The 20,832-nt window shown below is 65.2% G+C and carries 15 protein-coding genes; 7 read left to right on the plus strand and 8 right to left on the minus strand.

Annotation, left to right across the window (positions count from 1 at the left end; all coding sequences use genetic code 11):
• Window positions 1–138: 138 nt before the first annotated feature.
• Window positions 139–1,056, minus strand: a complete 918-nt coding sequence (locus tag CVS48_RS03665) for a substrate-binding periplasmic protein (RefSeq protein WP_242001375.1) — start codon at window positions 1,054–1,056, stop codon at window positions 139–141.
• Between the two features lie 95 nt (window positions 1,057–1,151).
• Entirely contained in the window at window positions 1,152–1,880 is a 729-nt protein-coding gene (locus CVS48_RS03670) for a FadR/GntR family transcriptional regulator (RefSeq protein ID WP_100853301.1), read from the minus strand.
• A 182-nt stretch (window positions 1,881–2,062) separates the two neighbouring features.
• Here CVS48_RS03670 and iaaH point away from each other — a divergent pair, with 182 nt between their 5' ends.
• Window positions 2,063–3,541, plus strand: a complete 1,479-nt coding sequence (gene iaaH, locus CVS48_RS03675) for an indoleacetamide hydrolase (protein ID WP_100853302.1) — start codon at window positions 2,063–2,065, stop codon at window positions 3,539–3,541.
• A 114-nt stretch (window positions 3,542–3,655) separates the two neighbouring features.
• Here iaaH and metH read toward each other — a convergent pair whose 3' ends face one another.
• Window positions 3,656–7,429 (minus strand): methionine synthase, encoded by a 3,774-nt coding sequence (metH, locus tag CVS48_RS03680; protein WP_100857490.1) that lies wholly within the window; start codon window positions 7,427–7,429, stop codon window positions 3,656–3,658.
• A 455-nt stretch (window positions 7,430–7,884) separates the two neighbouring features.
• On the opposite strand from metH, the gene CVS48_RS03685 reads away from it, so the two are divergent.
• From CVS48_RS03685 to CVS48_RS03710, 6 genes are all read left to right on the plus strand, one after another.
• Window positions 7,885–9,930, plus strand: a complete 2,046-nt coding sequence (locus tag CVS48_RS03685) for a TonB-dependent receptor (RefSeq protein WP_100853303.1) — start codon at window positions 7,885–7,887, stop codon at window positions 9,928–9,930.
• 52 nt (window positions 9,931–9,982) lie between these two features.
• Window positions 9,983–10,969 (plus strand): cobalamin-binding protein, encoded by a 987-nt coding sequence (locus CVS48_RS03690; protein WP_100853304.1) that lies wholly within the window; start codon window positions 9,983–9,985, stop codon window positions 10,967–10,969.
• A gap of 225 nt (window positions 10,970–11,194) precedes the next feature.
• Window positions 11,195–12,004 (plus strand): thiazole synthase, encoded by an 810-nt coding sequence (locus CVS48_RS03695; RefSeq protein WP_100853305.1) that lies wholly within the window; start codon window positions 11,195–11,197, stop codon window positions 12,002–12,004.
• Window positions 12,001–12,843, plus strand: a complete 843-nt coding sequence (gene thiD / locus CVS48_RS03700) for a bifunctional hydroxymethylpyrimidine kinase/phosphomethylpyrimidine kinase (protein WP_100853306.1) — start codon at window positions 12,001–12,003, stop codon at window positions 12,841–12,843. The genes CVS48_RS03695 and thiD overlap by 4 nt, the downstream gene beginning before the upstream one ends.
• Before the next feature lie 184 nt (window positions 12,844–13,027).
• Window positions 13,028–13,708 (plus strand): protein-L-isoaspartate O-methyltransferase family protein, encoded by a 681-nt coding sequence (locus CVS48_RS03705; RefSeq protein WP_100853307.1) that lies wholly within the window; start codon window positions 13,028–13,030, stop codon window positions 13,706–13,708.
• 79 nt (window positions 13,709–13,787) lie between these two features.
• Entirely contained in the window at window positions 13,788–15,119 is a 1,332-nt protein-coding gene (locus tag CVS48_RS03710; RefSeq protein ID WP_100853308.1) for a TolC family outer membrane protein, read from the plus strand.
• Between the two features lie 366 nt (window positions 15,120–15,485).
• On the opposite strand, the gene CVS48_RS03715 is transcribed toward CVS48_RS03710, so the two are convergent.
• From CVS48_RS03715 to CVS48_RS03735, 5 genes are all read right to left on the minus strand, one after another.
• On the minus strand, window positions 15,486–16,619 hold the full coding sequence (locus CVS48_RS03715; RefSeq protein ID WP_100853309.1) for an IS481 family transposase: 1,134 nt from the start codon (window positions 16,617–16,619) through the stop codon (window positions 15,486–15,488).
• A 148-nt stretch (window positions 16,620–16,767) separates the two neighbouring features.
• On the minus strand, window positions 16,768–17,256 hold the full coding sequence (rfaE2, locus tag CVS48_RS03720; RefSeq protein ID WP_050449144.1) for a D-glycero-beta-D-manno-heptose 1-phosphate adenylyltransferase: 489 nt from the start codon (window positions 17,254–17,256) through the stop codon (window positions 16,768–16,770).
• Window positions 17,257–17,417: 161 nt separating this feature from the next.
• On the minus strand, window positions 17,418–18,296 hold the full coding sequence (locus CVS48_RS03725) for a ferritin-like domain-containing protein (RefSeq protein ID WP_054421289.1): 879 nt from the start codon (window positions 18,294–18,296) through the stop codon (window positions 17,418–17,420).
• Between the two features lie 180 nt (window positions 18,297–18,476).
• Window positions 18,477–20,030 (minus strand): ubiquinone biosynthesis regulatory protein kinase UbiB, encoded by a 1,554-nt coding sequence (ubiB, locus tag CVS48_RS03730; protein ID WP_100853310.1) that lies wholly within the window; start codon window positions 20,028–20,030, stop codon window positions 18,477–18,479.
• A gap of 3 nt (window positions 20,031–20,033) precedes the next feature.
• Complete coding sequence (locus tag CVS48_RS03735) at window positions 20,034–20,681, minus strand: ubiquinone biosynthesis accessory factor UbiJ (RefSeq protein ID WP_100853311.1); 648 nt, start codon at window positions 20,679–20,681, stop codon at window positions 20,034–20,036.
• Window positions 20,682–20,832 lie beyond the last annotated feature (151 nt).

Here is a 20,832-nt window from a genome sequence, read left to right on the forward strand (position 1 = left end):
GAAATCCGGGGATTCCCGCCGCGTTCGCCCGGAGGCGGCGCGTCGGGTACCGGCGCGCGCAGGCGCCGGCGGATTCGCCAGATGCGCACGCGCCACGCGCGTGCGGAAAAGTGATCGTTTGGAATGCGGCCGAGCGGCCTACTTGCTCTGTTCGATGATGCGGGTTTCGTCAGCCAGCAAGGTGGACTTCATCGCCTGGGCCACCTGCCGCAGCCAGGCCAGGAATTCCGGCTGGTTCTTGTCCACCGCCAGCCCCACCGGCGATGCCTTTTCGGTGCTGTGCTGGCAGTTCGCCTCGGCGGGAAAAACCACCAGGCCACGCACCTTGTGGTTCAGCCCCACCCACGGCACGCGGTTGATCGGCGCGGCGTCGGCGCGCTTGGCCATGATTTCCTCGATCGGCGCCGTGGCCCCGGAATTGGCAACGGCACGCAGCCGTGCGCGCGGGAACCGTTCCTTCACCCAGGCCTCTTCGGCGCCGCCCGTGAAGTACGCGATGGTGATGTCGGGTTGGTTCAGGTCGTCAACCGATTTGACGCGGGCCAGCTTGTCGTTGCCCGCGCGGCCGAACATGCAGACGCTGGTGGCGGAATACAGCACGAAGTCCACCACCTTCAGGCGGTCGGCCGTCTCGGCCAGCGGGCTGATGGTCATGTCGACCTGGTTGGCCGCCAGCACCGGCACCTTGGTCTCGTGCGAGACAGGAATGGCGGTCAGCTTGACGCCGAGTTGGCGCGCGGTTTCCTTGGCCAGCAGCCAGGCGGGGCCGGTCCAGGCCTCGCCGCTTTTGCCGGACACATCCTGGATCAGCCAAGGTGCGTTTTGCAATACACCCACGCGCAGTTCACCGGCTTTGCGAATCGCATCCACGCGCGGGCTTTGGCCGGGCGCGGGCGCCGTCTGCGCGCTGGCCGACAGCGACACCGCCAGCAGCGCCACCGCCAGCACCGCGGAGGTCGCCAGCACCGCAGAAGTCGCCAGCACCGCGGAGGTCGCCAGCTCCGCGGCGGCCACCAGGCGCGTCAGCGCGCCGTTTCCCTTGTCCTGCTGCTGCATTGCTTGTCTCCTGATCTTGTAAGGCCCGGATCCGGGGCGCGGTTATCTTCCGCGCTCTGCCGGGGGCCGTCTGTGGCACAGCATGCCGGGATGCGCTATCGCCACCCCTGCGCGAACTCACCGATGACGCGCTCAAGGTGAGCGCGCATCGCTTGCCTGGCCGCCTGCGCATCGCTCGCGACCAAGGCGCTGAAAATGCGCTGATGGTCTTCCTGCGATGCCTGGCGTAATTCCTGCGTATGGAAGTGCTGTTCTATCTTTTCCCAGATCGGGCCTTGGGCCTGATCCCACATCGACGTCACCGTCGCCAGCAAAACGCTATTGCCGGTGGACTGAGCGATGTACAGGTGAAAGCGGCGGTCGGCCTCTTCGTTGGCCGCCTTGTCCGTCATTTGTTCGCGCATGGTCGTCAGCGCTTCAAAGATGCGGTCCAGGTCGGCGTCGTTACGGGTGGTGGCCGCCAGCGCGGCGATTTCGGATTCGATCAGGCAACGCGCCCGCAGCAATTCAAACGGCCCCGCCCCGACTTCCTGCGCCGCCGGCAGGCGGGCAACGCCGGGCTTGGCTTCGCAGACGTAGATGCCCGACCCGCCCCGCACTTCCACCACCCCTTGCAGTTCCAGCGCAATGATCGCTTCGCGCAACGCGGTGCGGCTGACGTCGAAACGTTCGGCCAGCGCGCGTTCGGCCGGCAGCCGCTTGCCAACGGCGAATTCGCCTTGGGCGACCAGGGCCTGGATTTGTGCGGCCAGCCGCACATAGGCGCGGTCCGCCCCCGGCTTGGTGGCGAGTTCTTCGGATTTGGGGAGTAGTTGCAGCGTCATGGCATTTGAAAATTGGTTAGACCAAATTTAAATTGGTTTACCAATTTTCAACATCATGGTTTACCAGTAGCCAAGCGGTAAACCACGGAAGCACACGGGCAAAGCGAGGCTGCTCGACACACCCCGCGCCCACGCGGTATAGATGGCGGTTCCACAAAATCCGTGCCGGTAAGGAAAGCGCCATGTCCGAATCATCATCCCAGCCCTCTTCCGCCCAGCCTCTGCCGCACCCGGCCGGCGACGACACCCTGGCCACCCTGACCGTGGGGAAAGCCGCCGCCCTGATCCGCGAAGGACGCTTGTCCAGCCTGACGTTGACCCAGGCCAGCCTGGACCGTATCGACGCCCAGGCGGCGCTGAATGCCTTCATCACCGTGGACCGCGACGGCGCGCTGGCGCAAGCCCGCGCCTACGACGCCAAGCCGGGCAAGGGGCCATTGGGCGGCGTGCCCATCGCCATCAAGGACAACATCCACGTGGCCGGTTTGCCCAACACGGCCGGCACGCCCGCGCTGAAATCGTTTCGCCCCGCCGAAGATGCGCCGGTGGTGCAACGGCTGCGCGCGGCGGGCGCGGTCATCGTGGGCAAGACCAACATGCATGAACTGGCCTTTGGCGTGTCGGGCTACAACACCGCGTTTCCCGGCCCTTTGGGCGATGGCACGCGCAACGCCTACGACCACAGCCGCATCGCCGGGGGCTCGTCGTCCGGCAGCGGCACGGCGGTGGGCGCGCGCCTGACGCCCGCCGCGCTGGGCACGGACACGGGCGCGTCGGTGCGCCTGCCCGCGTCGGTGAACGGGGCCGCGGGTTTCCGGCCATCGGTCGGGCGTTACGACGGCGCGGGCATCACGCCGATTTCACATACGCGCGACACCCCGGGGCCCATCGCCAACAGCATGGAAGACATCGTGCTGCTGGACGCGGTGCTGGCCAATGACACCACGCCGCTTGCCGTCCTGTCCCCAGAAAACATGCGCTTGGGACTGGCCAGCTATTTCTGGACCGACCTGGAACCCCAGGTGCGCGACGTCACTTACGCCGCGCTGCAAAAGCTGCGCGACGCGGGCGTGCAACTGATAGAGATCGACATGCCCGAGCTGCCGGCCGCGAACGCGGCGGTGGGCATGCCGCTATGCCTGTACGAACAAAAGCCCGACCTGACCGCCTACCTGCAACGCTATGGCACGGGCGTGAGCTTTGACGAGGTGGTGGCGCAGATATCCAGCCCCGACGTCAAAGGCATCTTCGAAGGCTTGATCGTGCCCGGCGTGCTGCCCACGCCGGACGGCCAGGTGCTGGCGCTGCAACCGCTGTACGAGCGCGTTATCGCGGAACAACGCGATGAACTCATCGACGTTTATCGCCGCGCGTTCCAGGAACACCAGCTTGACGGCCTGCTCTTTCCCACGGTGCCGATCCTGCCGCTGGCGGCCACGCCGGAAGCCAGCAGCTTCGAGGCGTTCAGCCAGTTGGCCCGCAATGTGGACCCCGGCAGCAACGCCGGCCTGCCGGGCTTGAGCGTGCCGGCCGGGCTGTCGAAAGAAGGGCTGCCGGTGGGCCTGGAAATCGACGGGCTGCCGGGCGCGGACCGAACGGTGCTGGCGATCGGGCTGACCGTGGAACGCATCCTGGGCCGCATTGCCCCGCCGAAGCCATAGGCAGGAATAGGCGGCGATGGTTGGGAATAGGCGCCACAGGCGCCAAGGGCGCCAATTGCCAGGGCCGGCGCTTAGCCCCGAAGGGCCAGCGCCTTAGCGCGGAAGGCCGGCGCCTTAGCCCAAATTGGGCGCCAGCGTGCGCTTCAGGTCTTCGATGCTGCGGCCGCTGCGCTTGGCGTAGTCCTCCAGCTGGTCTTCGCCGATCACGCCCACGTTGAAGTACTGCGAGTCGGGGTGGCTGAAGTAAAAGCCGGACACGCTGGACGCGGGGTACATGGCGTAGCTGTCGGTCAGCATCATGCCGATGTCGCTGCCGTCCAGCACGCGGAACATGTCGGTCTTGACCACGTGTTCCGGGCAGGCCGGGTAGCCGGGCGCGGGACGGATGCCCACGTATTTCTCGGCAATCATGTCTTCGTTGGACAGGGCCTCGTCGGGCGCATAGCCCCACAGGTCCTGGCGCACGCGGGCATGCAGGCACTCGGCGAAGCCTTCGGCCAGGCGGTCGGCCAAGGACTTCAACATGATGCTGGAATAGTCATCCAGCGCCTTCTCGAATTCCGCTTCCTTTTTCTCGATGCCGATGCCCGCCGTCACGGCGAACATGCCGATGTAGTCCATCTTGCCCGACGACTTGGGCGCGATGTAGTCCGACAGTGACTTGTTGCTGACGCCCTCGCGCTTGGCGCCCTGCTGGCGCAGGTTGCGATACGTGAACAGCACTTCGCTGCGCGTTTCGTCCTTGTAGATTTCGATGTCTTCGTCGTTGACGCTGTTGGCCGGGTAGAAGCCCACCACGCCGTTGGCGGTCAGCCAGCGGCCTTCGACGATGCGCTTCATCATGGCCAGGCCGTCGGCGTAGACCTTGCGCGCCTGCTCGCCCACGACCTTGTCGTCAAGAATGGCGGGGAACGGGCCGAACAGGCTCCACGTCTGGAAGAACGGCCCCCAATCCACGTACTTCACGATCTCGGCCAGGTCATAGCTCTTGAACGTGCGGCGGCCGATGAACTTCGGGCGCGGCGGCGTGTAGTTGTCCCAATCGATCACGGGACGCGAGGCGCGCGCGTCCGCCAGCGGCAGAATCGGCGTGGCCTTGCGGTTGGCGTGGCGGCGGCGCACGTCCTCGTATTCCTGGGCCAGGTCGGCCAGGTAGGTTTCGGATTGGTCCGACATCAGGTTGGTGGCGACACCCACCGAACGGCTGGCGTCGGGCACATAGATGACCGGGCCGTCGTAGTTGGGCGCGATCTTCACGGCGGTGTGCACGCGGCTGGTGGTGGCGCCGCCGATCATCAGCGGCAGCTTGCGGCTGCGGAAGTAGTCGTCGCGCTGCATTTCGCTGGCCACGTAGGCCATTTCTTCCAGGCTGGGCGTGATCAGGCCGGACAGGCCGACGATGTCGGCGTTTTCTTCCTTGGCTTTTTCCAGAATCTGCGCGCAGGGCACCATCACGCCCATGTTCACGACTTCGAAGTTATTGCACTGCAAGACCACCGACACGATGTTCTTGCCGATGTCGTGCACGTCACCCTTGACGGTGGCGATAACGATCTTGCCCTTGGCGCGCACGTCGCCGCCGGCCGCCGCGATCTGGCGTTTTTCTTCTTCGATGAAGGGAATCAAATGGGCCACGGCCTGCTTCATGACGCGGGCCGATTTCACCACTTGCGGCAAGAACATCTTGCCTTCGCCGAACAGGTCGCCCACGACGTTCATGCCGTCCATCAGCGGGCCTTCGATGACTTCGATGGGGCGGCCGCCCCGGTCGAAGATCTTCTGGCGCACTTCTTCGGTGTCTTCCACGATGAACGTGGTGATGCCGTGCACCAGCGCGTGCGACAGGCGCTGCTCGACGTCCGCCTTGCGCCAGGTCAGGTCTTCTTCGCGCTTGGCGCCGGAGCCCTTCACGCTGTCGGCAAACTGCACCAGGCGTTCGGTGGGCGTGCGTTCGTCGTCGGGCTCGGTCTTGCCCACGGGGTTGGGGCGGTCCAGCACCACGTCTTCAACCAGGTCACGCAACTTGGGATCCAGGTCAGCGTACACGCCGAGTTGGCCGGCGTTGACGATGCCCATCGTCATGCCTTCCTTGACCGCGTAATACAGGAACACGGTGTGAATGGCTTCACGCATGGGCTCGTTGCCACGGAACGAGAAGCTGACGTTGGAGACGCCGCCCGAGATGCGGGCGTGCGGGAGGTTGTCGCGGATCCAGCGGGTGCCTTCAATGAAGTCCACCGCGTAGTGGTTGTGTTCGTCGATACCGGTGGCGACCGCGAAAACGTTCGGGTCAAAAATGATGTCTTCCGGCGGGAAGCCTTCTTCCTCGACCAGGATCTTGTACGCGCGGCCGCAGATTTCCTTGCGGCGTTCCAGCGTGTCGGCCTGGCCCAGTTCGTCAAAAGCCATGACGACCACGGCCGCGCCGTAGCGGCGGCACAGGCGCGCGTGATGGCGGAAGGGCTCGATCCCTTCCTTCATGGAAATGGAGTTCACCACCGCCTTGCCCTGCACGCACTTCAGGCCGGTTTCGATGACTTCCCACTTGGAACTGTCGATCATGACCGGCACGCGCGCGATGTCGGGCTCGGACGCAATCAGGTTCAGGAAGCGGTGCATGCAGGCCACCGAATCCAGCATGGCCTCGTCCATGTTGATGTCGATGATCTGCGCGCCGTTCTCAACCTGCTGGCGGGCCACGGCAAGCGCCTCGTCGTACTTTTCCTCGCGGATCAGGCGGGCGAACATCTTGCTGCCCGTCACGTTGGTGCGTTCGCCCACGTTGACGTACAGCGTGTCTTCGTCGATGTTCAGCGCTTCCAGGCCCGACAGGCGCGTCTTGACCGGAATGTCGGGCACGACGCGCGGCGTCAGCGACGCGACCTTGTCGGCAATGGCGCGAATGTGGTCGGGCGTGGTGCCGCAACAGCCACCCGACATGTTCACCAAGCCCGCGCGGGCAAATTCTTCCAGCAGCGCGGACGTGTCGGCGGGCGTTTCGTCAAAGCCGGTTTCGGCCATGGGGTTGGGCAGGCCGGCGTTGGGATACACGCAGACGTAGGTGTCGCAGATCTTGGACAGCTCGGCCACATAGGGCCGCATCAGCGCCGCGCCCAGCGCGCAGTTCAGGCCGATGGTGACGGGGCGCGCATGGCGCACGGAGTTCCAGAAGGCTTCAACCGTCTGGCCCGACAGGATGCGGCCGGAAGCGTCGGTGACGGTGCCCGAGATCATCACGGGCAGACGGATGCCGCGCGCTTCGAACACTTCTTCGGTGGCGAAGATGGCGGCCTTGGCATTCAGCGTGTCGAAAATGGTTTCGATCAGGACGATGTCGATGCCGCCGTCCAGCAAACCGTTCAACTGCTCTATATAGGCCACGCGCAATTCGTCGAACGTGACGTTGCGGGCGCCGGGGTCGTTCACGTCGGGCGAGATCGACGCGGTCTTGGGCTGCGGGCCCAGGGCGCCGGCCACGAAGCGCGGCTTGTCCGGCGTGCTGTAGGCGTCACAGGCTTCGCGCGCCAGTTGCGCGGACACCCGATTCAGTTCGTAGGCCAGTTCCGGCAGGTCGTAGTCGCCCTGCGCGATGGTGGTGGCGCCAAAGGTGTTGGTCTCGATGACGTCGGCGCCCGCTTCCAGATACTGGCGGTGGATCTCGGAGATGACGTCGGGGCGCACCAGCGACAGCAGTTCGTTATTGCCCTTGACGTCCTTGCCGTGGTCCGCGAAACGCTCGCCCCGGAAGTCGGCCTCGCCCAGCTTGTAGCGCTGGATCATGGTGCCCATGGCGCCGTCCAGGATCAGGATGCGCTTGCCCAGCAGACGGGCGAATTCGCCGCCCTGGGTATAGGCTTCGGGCGGGTACGGCAGGCGGGGATATGACACGGGCAAGTCCGGATAAAGTGGCCAACGGCGGCGCGGATGTGGCTAAAAAGCGAAAAACGCCGGAAAAACAAGCCCTGATCGTAACAAAACGGGGTCTCTCGCGGCCTCGGGTGATACAGTTTCGGCCCCGAACCGGTGCTTTCGGCGCATTGGGCTGGCAAGAACGCAACACTTGCTGGTTCGCGTGCGAAAGGTAAACGGGAAACAGGAAGACGCCCACCCGGGCCGCCGCCGCCTTGCCACACAGCAGGCTGCCGGCAGGCCCCGCGTCCAGCCTGTGCTGCCCCCGCAACGGTCCCCATGCGCGCATTGCGCCCATGGCAGCCCGATACCGGCCAGTTCGATCGCCAGGAAGTCCATCGCCGCCACCCAGGCCAGCCTGGTTTGCCGTGGCGCGGGGCATCCTCCCATCGTGTTTGGCCTGCGGGGTCGCGGGTCGCATCGAGGTTACGTAGATGAAAGCCCGCTCTATCCGGCGTTACGCCGGCGCCCTGCTCTGTTCCGCTCCGGCCATCGCCGCCGCTCAGCAAGCTGCCTCCCCCACCCCTGAACTCGACACGGTCACCGTCACCGCCCAACGCGTGCCGACCGACGGCCGCACGCTGCCGGTGTCCATTTCGGTGATCAGCGCCGAAGACATCGCCGCCAGCAGCGCCCGCACCATGCAGGACCTGCTGTCGACCCAGGCCGGCATCAACCTGATCAACACCAGCAGCTCTAGCGACAACGCAATTGTCGACCTGCGCGGCTTCGGCATCACGGGCGCCAGCAACACGCTGATCCTGATCGATGGCGTCAAGCAGAACACCAACGACCTGTCGGCCCCCAGCCTGGGCGTGGTGCCGCTGGACCAGGTGGAGCGCGTGGAAATCGTGCGCGGCAGCGGCTCGGTGCAATACGGCGGCGGCACGACCGGCGGCGTCATCAACATCATCACCAAGTCCGATTTCTCGAAAGAGCCGGTGACGGCCCGCGCCACCGCCACGTTCGGCAGCTACGGCCTGCGCCAGTACGACGCCGCGGTCGCCTTGAACAACCAGAAGGTCGGCGTAGACGCCTACATGCAGTCGCTGCACAGCGACGGCTACCGCGACCACAGCGGCGAACGCCGCGAAGGCGGCGGCGCCGGCATCACGCTGCGCCACGACAACGGCTCGATCCGCCTGTACGGCCGCACCACCACGCAAAAGCTGGAACTGCCCGGCCCGCGCCTGATCAGTCCGTCGACCGGCGTAAACGAATTCCAGGACGACCCGCGCGGCGCGAAGAACGATGTGGATTACGTCAAGACCACGTCCAGCACCTTCGGCCTGCAAGTGGAGCAAGCCATTGGCGTGGGCATGCTGTACGCCGACCTGTCCACCCGCGAAAAGAAGCTGAACGGTCTGTCTTTCGACGGCTTTGGCGACACCCTGCGTGACCAGAAGCTGGAAGAGAACATCGCCAGCGTGCGCTATCGCCTGCCGATCAACGGCGGCCACAGCATCGTCTTCGGCGCCGACGCGCAGGAATCCAAGACCACCGCCGACCAGAACGCCTACTACGACTTCGAACCGTCGAAGTGGCAGTCGCGCCAGCACCAATACGGCCTGTTCGCCGAAGGCCTGATCCGCGCCACCGACAGCACCACCGTGACGGCCGGCGTGCGCCGCCAGTACGCCTCGGACGACCTGGAAGTGCTGAGCGGGTCGGGCACCGCGTCGGACCGCAGCAACCACCTGACCGCCTGGCAGTTGGGCGTGCGCCAGGAACTGTCCGCCGGCTTCGGCCTGTACGGCAAGGTCGGCCGCAGCTTCCGCCTGCCCAACGCCGACGAACTGCTGTCGGTGCAAAGCCCGCTGGCCCCGCAAACGTCCACCGACAAGGAAATCGGCGTGACGTGGCAAGGGCAGGCCAGCAGCGCCCGCCTGTCGTACTTCCGCTATGACCTCACCAACGAAATCCAGTACAACCCGCTGGCCGACGGCATGTGGGGCCCGGGCACCGGCGCCAATACCAACCTGGATCCGACCCGCCGCCAAGGCATTGAACTGGAAGGCCGCACCGCCGTGTCCAGCAGCGTCACGCTGGATGCCAACCTGACCTGGATGGAAGCGCAATTCCGCTCGGGCACCTACGCGGGCGTGGACCTGGCCGGCAAGACCGTGCCGCTGGCGCCCAAGTGGCTGGCCAACGCCGGCGTGACCTGGCGCCCCACCGATGCGTTCCTGTGGAATGTGTCGGCGCAGTACGTGGGCAAGTCGCGCATGGACAACGACCAGGCCAACCAGTTCGATAAGGAACTGGACGCCTATGTGCTGTTCAACACCAAGGTGGCCTACAAGTTCACGCGCAACATCGAAGGCGCCATCGGCGTGAACAACATCTTCGATCGCCAGTACGCCACCTACGGCATACGCGGCGGCAATGCGTCGTTCGAAATGCTGGGGCCGGTTGCCAACTACAACCTGTACCCGGCGCCGGGCCGCAATTTCTACGCATCGCTCACGCTGCGCTATTGATGGCGGACATCCGATATAGTCGGCGTTCTTCGCTGACCCTATCGGCTCTTGCATGACGTTCGCACGCGCATTGCCCCGGCCCTGCCCGGGGCGGTTCCTGAAGTGGTCCCTGGGCCTTCTGCTGGCCCAGGGCGCCCTGCTGGCTTCGGCGGCGACCATGGCCGCGCCCTCGGTCGCAGCGTCGGCCGCAGCCTCGGCCACTACCCCTGCCGCAGCGCCCGCCGTCACGGCCATCCACACGCAAGACGACAAGGGCCGCCCGGTTTCCCTGGCCGCGCCCGCGCGCCGCGCCATCACGCTGGCCCCGCATGCGACTGAACTGGTTTACGCCGCCGGCGCGGGCGACTATCTGGCCGCCACCATCCGCGGCAGCGACTACCCCCCGGCCGCGCGCCAGGTGCCCGTGATCGGCGACGGCACGCAACCCGACGCCGAGCGCGTGGCCGCCGTCCGCCCCGACCTGCTGATCGCCTGGCAACCCACCGCCGCGCAACCTGTCGTGCGCGTCATGGACAAGCTGGGCGTGCCGGTGTTCTACAGCGACCCCTTGACGCTGGCCGCCATTCCCGACGCGGTGGAACGCATGGGGGTGTTGTTCGGCACCCAGGCACAAGCCCAGCCGGCCGCCGCGCAACTGCGCGCGCGCCTGGCCGCCCTGACCGCTCGCTACGCCGGACGCCGGCCCGTGCGCGTCTTCATCCAGGCGGGGCTGGACCCGATCTACACCTTGAATGACAGCAGCATCGTCAGCGACGCGCTGCGCATCTGCGGTGGCGTCAACGTCTTTGGCCAAGCGCCCATCGTGGCCCCCCAGGTCAGCCTGGAAGGCGTGCTGGCGGCCCGGCCCGAGGCCGTGCTGGCGGGCGTGAGCCGGCCTGAAGACACCGCCCGCAACCTGGCCGCGTGGCAGGCGCTGGGGCTGCCCGCCGCCCGCCTGGGGCACGTGTACGGCGTGGATGCCGACGCGCTGTATCGGCCGGGGCCGCGCCTGATCGACGCGGCCGAGGCAATCTGCGCCGACCTGGACCGGCTGCGCTGATCGGTTTTTGCTGATCCGTCCTTGGTAATCCGTTCTTGGTAATCCGTTCCTGGTGATCCGTTCTTGCTGCTCCGTTCCTGGCAATTGCCGCAACCCTTGAAAAACGGAACGCGGCTTCCCAGGGACTTCCGCATGCGGCGCGACATCGTGCTTTATCATTCGCAAAAGCCTCTCAGTCAGCCTCCGCGGGCATCGCTGTGCGCACCCGCCCTTTGAAACACCGCCATGACCACACAAGACACTCTCACCATCGCCGGACGCGCCTATTCGTCGCGCCTGCTCGTCGGCACCGGCAAGTACAAGGACTTTGAACAGACCCGCGCGGCGCTGGACGCCAGCGGCACGGAAATCGTCACCGTCGCCATCCGCCGCACCAACATCGGCCAGAACGCGGGCGAACCGAACCTGCTGGACTACGTCCCGCCGTCCAAATTCACGCTGCTGCCCAACACCGCCGGCTGCTACAGCGCCGATGACGCCGTGCGCACGCTGCGCCTGGCGCGCGAACTGCTGGACGGCCACGATCTCGTCAAGCTGGAAGTGCTGGGCGACCCGCACACGCTGTTCCCGAACATGCCTGAAACCCTGAAGGCCACCAAGACGCTGGTCGACGAAGGCTTCAAGGTCATGGTCTATTGCACCGACGACCCCATCCAGTGCCGCATGCTGGAAGACATGGGCGCCGTGGCGGTGATGCCGCTGGCGTCCCTGATCGGCTCGGGCATGGGCATCCTGAACCCCTGGAACCTGCGCCTGATCATCGACCAGGCCCGCGTGCCGGTCGTCGTGGACGCCGGCGTGGGCACCGCGTCCGACGCCGCCATCGCCATGGAACTGGGTTGCGACGCCGTGCTGATGAACACCGCCATCGCCGCCGCGCAAGACCCGATCCTGATGGCCAGCGCCATGAAGAAGGGCGTGGAAGCCGGCCGCGAGGCCTTCCTGGCCGGCCGCATGCCCAAGAAGCTGTACAGCGGCGCGCCCAGCTCGCCCACCGAAGGGCTGATCACCGGCGGCCCGGGCGCAACGAAATGAGTTCGCGCCAACAGGACGGCAACGCCCGTCCCATTCCCAACGCGCTGACCATCGCCGGCGTCGACCCGTCCGGCGGCGCCGGCATCCTGGCCGACGTCAAGGCCATGAGCGCGCTGGGCGCCTATGGCTGCGCCATCATCGCGGCGCTGACGGCGCAGAACACCAAGGGCGTCACCGGCATCTCGGCCGTGCCGCCCGCTTTCGTGGGCTTGCAGATCGACACGCTGTTCGCCGACGTGCGCATCGATGCGGTCAAGATCGGCATGCTGGGCCAGTACCCGGTGATTGAGGTCGTGGCCGAGAAACTGGCCAAGTGGACCCCGGCGCATGTGGTGTTGGACCCGGTCATGGTGGCCAAAAGCGGCGACCTGCTGCTGGAGAACGACGCCGTGGGCGCCATGCGCGAGGCGCTGCTGCCGCAATGCACGATGCTGACGCCCAACCTGCCCGAAGCCGGAGTGCTGCTGGAAGAACGGCCGGTGGAAACCGTCAAGGAAATGCGGCGCGTGGCCGAACGCCTGCGCAACAAGCTGGCGCATTCGGGCGAACGCTGGGTGCTGGTCAAGGGCGGCCATCTGCCCGGCAACGAAACCATCGACCTGCTGCACGACGGCGACCGCATGATCGAGCTGCCCGGCCACCGCATTGAAACGGCCAATACCCACGGCACGGGCTGCACGCTGTCGGCGGCGCTGGCGGCCTTGTTGCCCCAAATTGGGGACGTACCTGAGGCCGCTCGCCGCGCCAAGGCGTATCTGACCGAAGCCATCCGCCACGCCGAGCGCCTGTCGGTGGGATCGGGCCACGGCCCGGTGCATCACTTCCACGCCTGGTGGTAGGCGCGTAGACCAAGCCTGCTTTTTGCCAGAGACCTCGCGGCGCTTTTCGAAGCGCCGCGTTCATTTCCACGGCCGAATTCGCGGCGCGGCCCGGCCTGAAACAGGTGCCTGCGGCGCGTGCCGTCACAGGACGCTACGAATCGGTACAATGGCCGGCTGATTCCTCTGTTTTTTCCTGACCGTCATGAACGCTTCGACCCTGCCCGACGTAGAACAAGCCCGCTTCAATATGGTGGAACAGCAGATCCGCCCTTGGGACGTCCTGGACGCCAACGTGCTGCAAGCGCTGTTCGATGTGCGCCGCGAACAATTCGTTCCGCCGGCCCTGCGCGCCCTGGCGTTTTCCGACCTGGAACTGCCGCTTGAAATCAATGCGGTCAACACCCGCCAGACCATGCTCGCCCCCAAGGTCGAAGCGCGTCTGGCGCAAGAACTGCAATTGACCAAGTCCGACTGCGTGCTGGAAATCGGCACCGGTTCCGGCTACCAGGCCGCGCTGCTGGGCTATCTGGCCCAACAGGTGACCTCGGTTGAAATCGACAGCCGCCTGGTGACGTTCGCGCAGCAGAACCTGCAAATGAACAACGTCACCAACGTCAAGGTCGAAACCGGCGACGCCCGCAACGGCTGGGGCTCCACCGAATACGACGCCATCCTGGTAACGGGTTCGGTGCCGGTCGTGCCGGACGCGCTGAAGTACCAATTGCGCGTGGGCGGCCGCCTGGTCGTGATCGTGGGTCAGGCTCCCGTCATGACGGCCTGTCGCATCACCCGCACCACCGCCGCCAGCTTCGAAACGGTGAACCTGTTCGAAACCCTGATCAAGCCGCTGCGCGGCGTTGCGGTGTCGCAGTTCAAGTTCTAAACCCTCTCCCTGCCGCCCCGCGCCCGCCCTGCATCGGGGCCAGCGCATTCCGGGGCGGCCCGGCGTATCGTTGAAAATCATGCGCGTCCGACTGCTTACGGCTTTACTGGTATTTACCTGCGCCGCAAGCGTCGGGCCGTCACCCGCGTTCGCGCAGAACCTGATCCAGGTCTGGCAAGCCGCGCTGGGCAATGACCCGACCTACGCCGCCGCCCGCGCCAACTATCGCGCCGGGCTGGAAAAAGAACCCCAAGCCCGTTCGCTGCTGCTGCCGCTGATCACGGCGGAAGCCGGCGGCGCCTACCAGGAAACGCGCAGCACGCGCGGCCTGGGCGTGTCGTATAGCGGCGGGCGCGGCGTCTGGGATCTGGCGCTGACCCAGCCTCTGTTTGATTGGGGCCGCTGGCAGAACTACGAACAGTCCAAGCTGATCGTTGCCGATGTCGAGGTGCAACTACAGCAGGCCTATCAAGACTTGCTGCTGCGCGTGGCCGATGCGTATTTCAATGTGCTTTATGCGCAAGACGCGCTGACCGCCACCGAGGCCGAGAAGGCCGCCGTGGCCGGGCAGTTGGAGTCGGCGAAGCGCAATTTCGAGCTGGGCAATTCCACGGTCACCGACACGTATGAAGCGCAGGCGCGCTACGACCTGGTGGTGGCGCAGGAACTGCGCCTGCAGAACGATCTGGACGTGCGCCGCGACGAGCTCGCCAAGATCATCGGCTCACCGCCTGGCGCGCTGGCCGAGCTGCCCTACGGCGTGCAATTGCCCGCGCCCCAACCCGCGCGCGTCAACGACTGGAGCACGCAAGCCGAGTCGTCCAGCCTGGAAGTGCTGCGCGCGCAGCTGCTGACCCGCATCGCGGGGCGAGAGATCCAGATCGCCAAGAGCGGCCACTACCCCAGCCTGAACCTGCGCGCCACCAGCGGCAGCGCCAGCGACGCGGTCATGCGCAATGCCGCGCCGGGCAAGCCGATCGACAACACGGTGGGCGTGGTGCTGTCCATTCCGCTGTATTCGGGTGGCGGCGTGTCGTCGCAAGTGACCGAAAAGGTGCAGTTGGAACAGAAGGCCCGGCACGACTTCGAAACCGCGCGCCGGCAAGCCATTCAGGCCGCGCGGCAGTATTACACCGGCGTGACGAGTGGGCTGGCACGTATCCAGGCGCTGGAAGCGGGCGAGAAGTCCAGCCGGGCGGCGGTGGAAGCCAACCGCACGGGCTACGAAGTGGGCGTGCGTATCAATTTGGATGTGTTGAACGCGCAGCAACAGCTTTATGCCACGCAACGGGATCTGGCGCTGGCGAGGTACAGCACGGTGTTGTCGGGATTGAGGTTGAAGGCAACCAGCGGGATTTTGGCCGAGACGGATCTGGAAGCGATCAATCGGTTGTTGCGGGAACCGCGGTGAGGGGGTGATAGGTTACGCGCGGTGGGCGTTGGGTCGTTCATGACCGATGTGCCGCGCTTCACCCATCCTACGCATCAAGGACAGGATGCCCCGCTCGTAGGATGGGTGAAGCGCGCGATACCCGCCGCAAGAACCCGGCCGAACATCGCGCGGACGTTGCTGATGGGTTACGCGCGACAGGCGCCAGTTTTCGCGGGTAGGCAGTGCCGCGCTTCACCCATCCTACGTCAAGGACAGGATGCCCCGGCCGTAGGATGGGTGAAGCGCGCGATACCCGTCGCAAGAACCCGGCCGAAGATCGCGTGTATGGACCGGGGACATGGGTGACACATGTTCGGGGACATGGGTAACACATAGGTTTTTATCCTATTGGCGTGCTCTGAGGTCGATCTGTTGAACAATTTTGTACAGGAAGACGACATCAAGCACGCCGTCTTGCGAGGAGGGTCTGACCGCGACAGGCAGACCCGCCATTCCCTCTCCGACGAAGACGACGCGTCCGTTCACAATGATCTGCCCTTTGGTCCTGACCTTGAGCACTCGATCGCCCGGCTCGTATTCGATCGGAGGCAACGAGGCAGGATAGCGACGAGGGCTAGGTCTATATCTCGACAGGGGCGGCATCTGCCCCAACGCCTGGTGGGGCCGGACGTGGTTGTACTGTTCACGCCACTGATCCATGGCTTGCTGGCAGTCCAGCAGACTGCTAAACCCCCGGGCCTGGATCAACTCGCGCTTGAGCGTTCGATGCAGGCGTTCTAGCTTGCCTTGGGTTTGCGGGTGGCGAGGGCGACTGTGGCTGATACGCACACCCAGCCGCATGAGCCAAACCTCCAGGCCTGTCAGCCCCAGGCCGCGCACCGATGCCCAGGATGGGCCGTTGTCCGCGGTGATCCGTTCGGGCAATCCGTAACGGCGAAATACGGCCTTCAGGTGCTGCTGCACGGTTTTGCTGCGCTCATCGCCACAAGCCTGGATGCACAGGGCGTAGCGTGAGTGATCGTCCAATAGCGTCAGCGGATGGCACCGTCCCTGACGCGCGTCGGTCAGGGCAAAGTGCCCCTTGAAGTCCATCTGCCACAACAGGTTTGGCGCCTCATGCTCAAAGCGCTGGTTCGCCAGCCCGGCGTTCGAGTCCTCGCCTTGGACCCGATAGCCATGTCGTCGCAAAATTGCCGAGATGGTACTGGGCGCGGGCGCCGTAGTCGGCCCAAGCAGCGCCCGCAACTTGCGAGGCCCCCAGTACGGGTAACGCTTGTGCAGGTCGATCACCTGCGCTTCGATTTGCTCACACGTGCGCCCAGGACTATTGCCTGGCCTGCGAGACAGATCTTGCAACCCAGCCTGGCCGTTCTGCTCGTAGCGGCCCAACCACTTGTATGCGGTCTTGGCGCTGATATCGAAACGCCGGCAAAGCTCCCGCACATTGCTGCCCGGTTGCAGGGCAAGCTGAACGAACTCCATTCGGCAGGACATAAGGCTTGACTCCTTCCACGGCATCGCTCGCTCCTAAAAACGACCATACCGTGATGCTAGAAGTGTTACCTATGTCCCCGAACACCCGTTACCCATGTCCCCGGGCCATACAATCGCGCGTAACCCATCAGCTTCCCGCGCAAAAAGATGCGGCCCTTGAGCCGCATGTTTGTCAGCCACCCTGGATCTTCTTCACCAGCGCCGTCGTGGACCGTTCAAATTCAAACGGGATCGCCACCGCGCGGCCGCCCCAGCTTTTTACCAGCGCCGTTTCCGGCAGCGTTTCCATGTCGTAGTCGCCGCCCTTGACGATCAGGTCGGGCTTGATCTCGCCGATCAAGGCTTCGGGCGTGTCTTCATGGAACGACGTGACCACGGTCACGCAGCCCAGCGCGGCCAGCAGCGCGGCGCGGTCTTCCATGCGATTTAACGGGCGTTCGGCGCCCTTGCCCAGGCGGCGCACCGACTCGTCGGTGTTCACTGCCACCACCAGCGTCGCGCCCAACTGGGCGGCCTGGTCCAGATACGTGGCATGGCCGCGATGCAGGATGTCGAAGACGCCGTTGGTGAATACCAGCGGCCGCGGCAGACGGCCAGCGGCGACGGCAGCGACGCATTCGTCGCGGGACAGGACTTTGGATTCAAAACGGGCGGCGGACATGCGGCGATTATATCCGCGCATCCGCCGCCAAGAAGCAGCATCCCCGGGGGCTCTCCGGCGAGCTTTCCGGGCAGCATCTCGGCATCATTCCCGGCAGCATCCCGAGCATCATCCCCCGCAACACGGCAGGCGGCCCAGAGCAGCCCGCCGCCCGAGAAATATCAGGCGCCGCCCAGGATGATCTTCTTTTCCTTGGGTACGATCAGCGCCGTCATTTCCTTGCGGTAGCGATTCAGGTCCTTCACGGTTTCGAAGCTGCGATCCATCAGCTTGGACAAAATGTGCAGGATGCGGCTGGCGACCTTTTGTTCCCAGATGCCGTCAAAGCGGATCTGCGTGTCCAGCCAGTGCTCCAGCCAGCCCGGCTCCGGCAGGCGCGATTGCACCGTGTCGTTGGGGAACAGGTCTTTGTTCACGTGCAGGTTGGTCGGGTGCAGCGCCTGCTGCGTGCGGCCGGCCGAGGCCATCAGCACGCCGATCTTCGAGAACGCCAGACGGGCCTGCTCGCTGGTGTCCTGGCCACGGTCATGCAGCGCGCGGCGCATGTATTGCAGGTACGCGCCGGCATGGCGGGCTTCGTCTTGCGCCACGGTCTTGTAGATGGCCTTGATGACCGGTTCCGTGTGCCATTCGGCGGCACGGCGATACCAGTGGTTCAGGCGGATCTCGCCGCAGAAGTGCAGCATCAGCGTTTCAAGTTCCGGCGCGGCGTCGAACTCGAAGCGCACGTTGTGCAGCTCTTCTTCAGTGGGAACCAGGTCCGGGCGGAAGCGGCGCAGGTATTCGATCAGCACCAGCGAATGCTTCTGTTCTTCAAAGAACCACACCGACATGAATGCGCAGAAGTCGCTGTCGCCGCGGTTGTCGCGCAGGAACATCTCCGTGGCCGGCAGTGCCGCCCATTCGGTGATGGCGTTCATCTTGATGGTTTGCGCCTGCTCGTCAGAGAGCTTGCTGCGATCGAAATCCCCCCAGGGGATGTCGTGAGCCATGTTCCAGCGCACCGCTTCCATGGTCTTGAAGAGTTCAGGATAAAGCATGGTCTGCCCTTGTATTCGTCCCGCTTGTGGGGCGATAGAAATTAATGAATGGCGCGCGCGTCTTGTCGGCGTGACGCTGCATTCATCCACCGCAGCGCTATTTTTCGCCGTTTCCCGCGAAGCTATGATGACCGTTTCATGAATGAAACATGACAGCGTTCGTCTAGATCATCGCGCCGCCTACCGGGTCAAGGCCCATATTGCGACCCCGATCGCAAGAGCCACTACCCCAACCAGCGCTGCAACCAGCCGGTTGTTCTGTTCCTGGGCGCGCCGCAAATGAATCATCTCGGCCAGCAGCGCCGGCGAGACGTTCGGACGGCTCAGGTGGTCATGAACCAGCCTGGGCAAAGCGGGCAGCATTTGCGACCACTGCGCGGCTTCTTTTTCCAGGCTTTGGCGCAAGCCCTTGAATCCGACACGCTGGCGCATCCAGCGTTCCAGATAGGGCTTGGCCGTCTTCCAGAGGTCCAGGTCGGGGTCGAGCTGACGGCCCAATCCCTCGACGTTCAGCAAGGTCTTTTGCAGCAAGACCAGTTGCGGCTGGATCTCTACATTGAACCGACGCGACGTCTGGAACAGGCGAAGCAGAACCTGCCCCAGCGAGATCTCGGACAGCGGCCGGTCAAAGTACGGTTCGCAGACGGCGCGCACGGCGCCCTCCAGTTCTTCTTCGCGCGTATCCGCGGGCACCCACCCGGATTCGATGTGCAACTGCGCCACACGCCGGTAATCGCGGTGGAAGAAGGCCAGGAAATTCTGCGCCAGATAGTTTTTGTCGAACTCGGACAGCGAGCCCACGATGCCGAAGTCCAGCGCGATGTAGCTGCCGAGCGTGTCGGGGCGATCCGACACATAGATGTTGCCCGGGTGCATGTCGGCGTGGAAGAAGCCGTCGGTGAACACCTGCGTGAAGAAAATCTCCACCCCCGTGCGCGCCAGCGTCGGGATGTCGATACCCGCCTCGCGCATGCGCTGCACCTGGCCCACCGGCATGCCGTACATGCGTTGCATCGTGAACACGGTGGATGCCGTGTATTCCCAGATCACCTCGGGCACGATCAGCATGTCGCCCCGGCCGGATTCCGGGCCGAAATTGCGGCGCAACTGGCTGCAGTTGGACGCTTCGCGCACCAGGTCCAGTTCGTCGTGCAGGTATTTGTCGAATTCGGCCACGACTTCGCGCGGCTTCAGGCGGCGCCCGTCGGCGCCCAGGCGCTCGATGATGCGCGCCACGATCTTCAGCAGCGACAGGTCTTTTTCGATGATGCCCAGCATGCCGGGCCGCAGCACTTTCACGGCAACCTCGCGGCCGTCGTGCAGCACGGCGAAGTGCACCTGCGCGATCGACGCCGACGCCACCGGGTCCACGTCGAACTGCGCGAACAGCTTTTCGGGCGGCGCGCCCAGCGCGGCCTCGATGCAGGCCGCGGCCTGTGCCGACGGGAACGGCGGCACGCGGTCTTGCAGCAGGGCGAGTTCGTCGGCGATATCAGCGGGGATCAGGTCGCGCCGGGTGGACAGCACCTGGCCGAACTTCACAAAGATGGGGCCCAGCGACTCCAGCGCCAGCCGCAGGCGCTGCCCACGGGGCTGGCGCGGGCGCGTACCCAGGCGGATGACGCGCAACAGGCAGGTGGCCAGCGGGTGGTTCAGGCTGGACAGGACCAGCTCGTCCAGGCCATAGCGCAGGGATACGACGATGATGCGAAGCAGGCGCAGCAGCGGAAACATGGATCAGGCACCCCGCTTTGCACTGGCGGAAGCCAGACGGGTTTGCAGCGCGCCGGCCGAACGCGCCAGCGCCTCTGCGCGCGTGTTCAGCTCGGCCAGGTCCAGACGCCATTGCTCCAGCGCGGGGCGGCCCACCAGCACGCCGCTTTCTTCGGCCAGGTATTCGGACACGTTTTCGGCCAGCCGCTTGCTGGCCGTGCGCGCGCCGTCGGCTGCCGCGCGCGCGCCACCCACGATACGCAGGGCGGCGATATCGCCCACCACGCGGGCCAGCGCGTCTTCGGGATCCCAGCGCAACTGCTTGGACAGGTCAGCCACCACCTGCGCCAGGGCGGCGTCGCCCGAGATATGCGTGGCTTCAGCGAAATCAGGGGCTTCGCGATCACCACCCAAGGCGCCGAGGCGAGGCAAGGGCAGTTTTTCAGGGGCGACCGTCAAGGTCACGTCGGGCACCACGGCCGGGTCTGCTTGCGCGGCCAGCCCTTCGCTGTCGATCGTCAAGGCCAACGTAAAGGCGCCCAGCGCAAAACGCACGGTCTTGCCCGCGTGCTTTGCCAGACGCTCGCGCGCCCAGTCCTCGCGCCGCAACAAGGCGTTGAGCGCGCTGACAGCCATTCGCGAGGGGGTGGGCAGGAACGAAAAAGGCAGCATGACGGTGTGCAACGACCCGGTAGCCGGGGTTGCCGAAATTAGTGGGTAAATCGGGAGTGTAACGGGTTAGATGCGAGCGCGTTTCACGCAGCGGGACAAGGAAAAACCGGCCCATCTAGGGCCGGTTCTATCGGATGCCGGGTGGCATCCT

The sequence above is a fragment of the Achromobacter spanius genome (assembly GCF_002812705.1).
Lineage (GTDB): Bacteria > Pseudomonadota > Gammaproteobacteria > Burkholderiales > Burkholderiaceae_B > Achromobacter > Achromobacter spanius.

Coding starts and splice junctions, on each gene's coding strand:
- CVS48_RS03665 (WP_242001375.1), bottom strand. CDS start 1,056: ATGCAGCAGCAGGACAAGGGAAACGGCGCGCTGACGCGCCTGGTGGCC.
- CVS48_RS03670 (WP_100853301.1), bottom strand. CDS start 1,880: ATGACGCTGCAACTACTCCCCAAATCCGAAGAACTCGCCACCAAGCCG.
- iaaH (WP_100853302.1), top strand. CDS start 2,063: ATGTCCGAATCATCATCCCAGCCCTCTTCCGCCCAGCCTCTGCCGCAC.
- CVS48_RS03685 (WP_100853303.1), top strand. CDS start 7,885: ATGAAAGCCCGCTCTATCCGGCGTTACGCCGGCGCCCTGCTCTGTTCC.
- CVS48_RS03690 (WP_100853304.1), top strand. CDS start 9,983: ATGACGTTCGCACGCGCATTGCCCCGGCCCTGCCCGGGGCGGTTCCTG.
- CVS48_RS03695 (WP_100853305.1), top strand. CDS start 11,195: ATGACCACACAAGACACTCTCACCATCGCCGGACGCGCCTATTCGTCG.
- thiD (WP_100853306.1), top strand. CDS start 12,001: ATGAGTTCGCGCCAACAGGACGGCAACGCCCGTCCCATTCCCAACGCG.
- CVS48_RS03705 (WP_100853307.1), top strand. CDS start 13,028: ATGAACGCTTCGACCCTGCCCGACGTAGAACAAGCCCGCTTCAATATG.
- CVS48_RS03710 (WP_100853308.1), top strand. CDS start 13,788: ATGCGCGTCCGACTGCTTACGGCTTTACTGGTATTTACCTGCGCCGCA.
- CVS48_RS03715 (WP_100853309.1), bottom strand. CDS start 16,619: ATGCCGTGGAAGGAGTCAAGCCTTATGTCCTGCCGAATGGAGTTCGTT.
- rfaE2 (WP_050449144.1), bottom strand. CDS start 17,256: ATGTCCGCCGCCCGTTTTGAATCCAAAGTCCTGTCCCGCGACGAATGC.
- CVS48_RS03725 (WP_054421289.1), bottom strand. CDS start 18,296: ATGCTTTATCCTGAACTCTTCAAGACCATGGAAGCGGTGCGCTGGAAC.
- ubiB (WP_100853310.1), bottom strand. CDS start 20,030: ATGTTTCCGCTGCTGCGCCTGCTTCGCATCATCGTCGTATCCCTGCGC.
- CVS48_RS03735 (WP_100853311.1), bottom strand. CDS start 20,681: ATGCTGCCTTTTTCGTTCCTGCCCACCCCCTCGCGAATGGCTGTCAGC.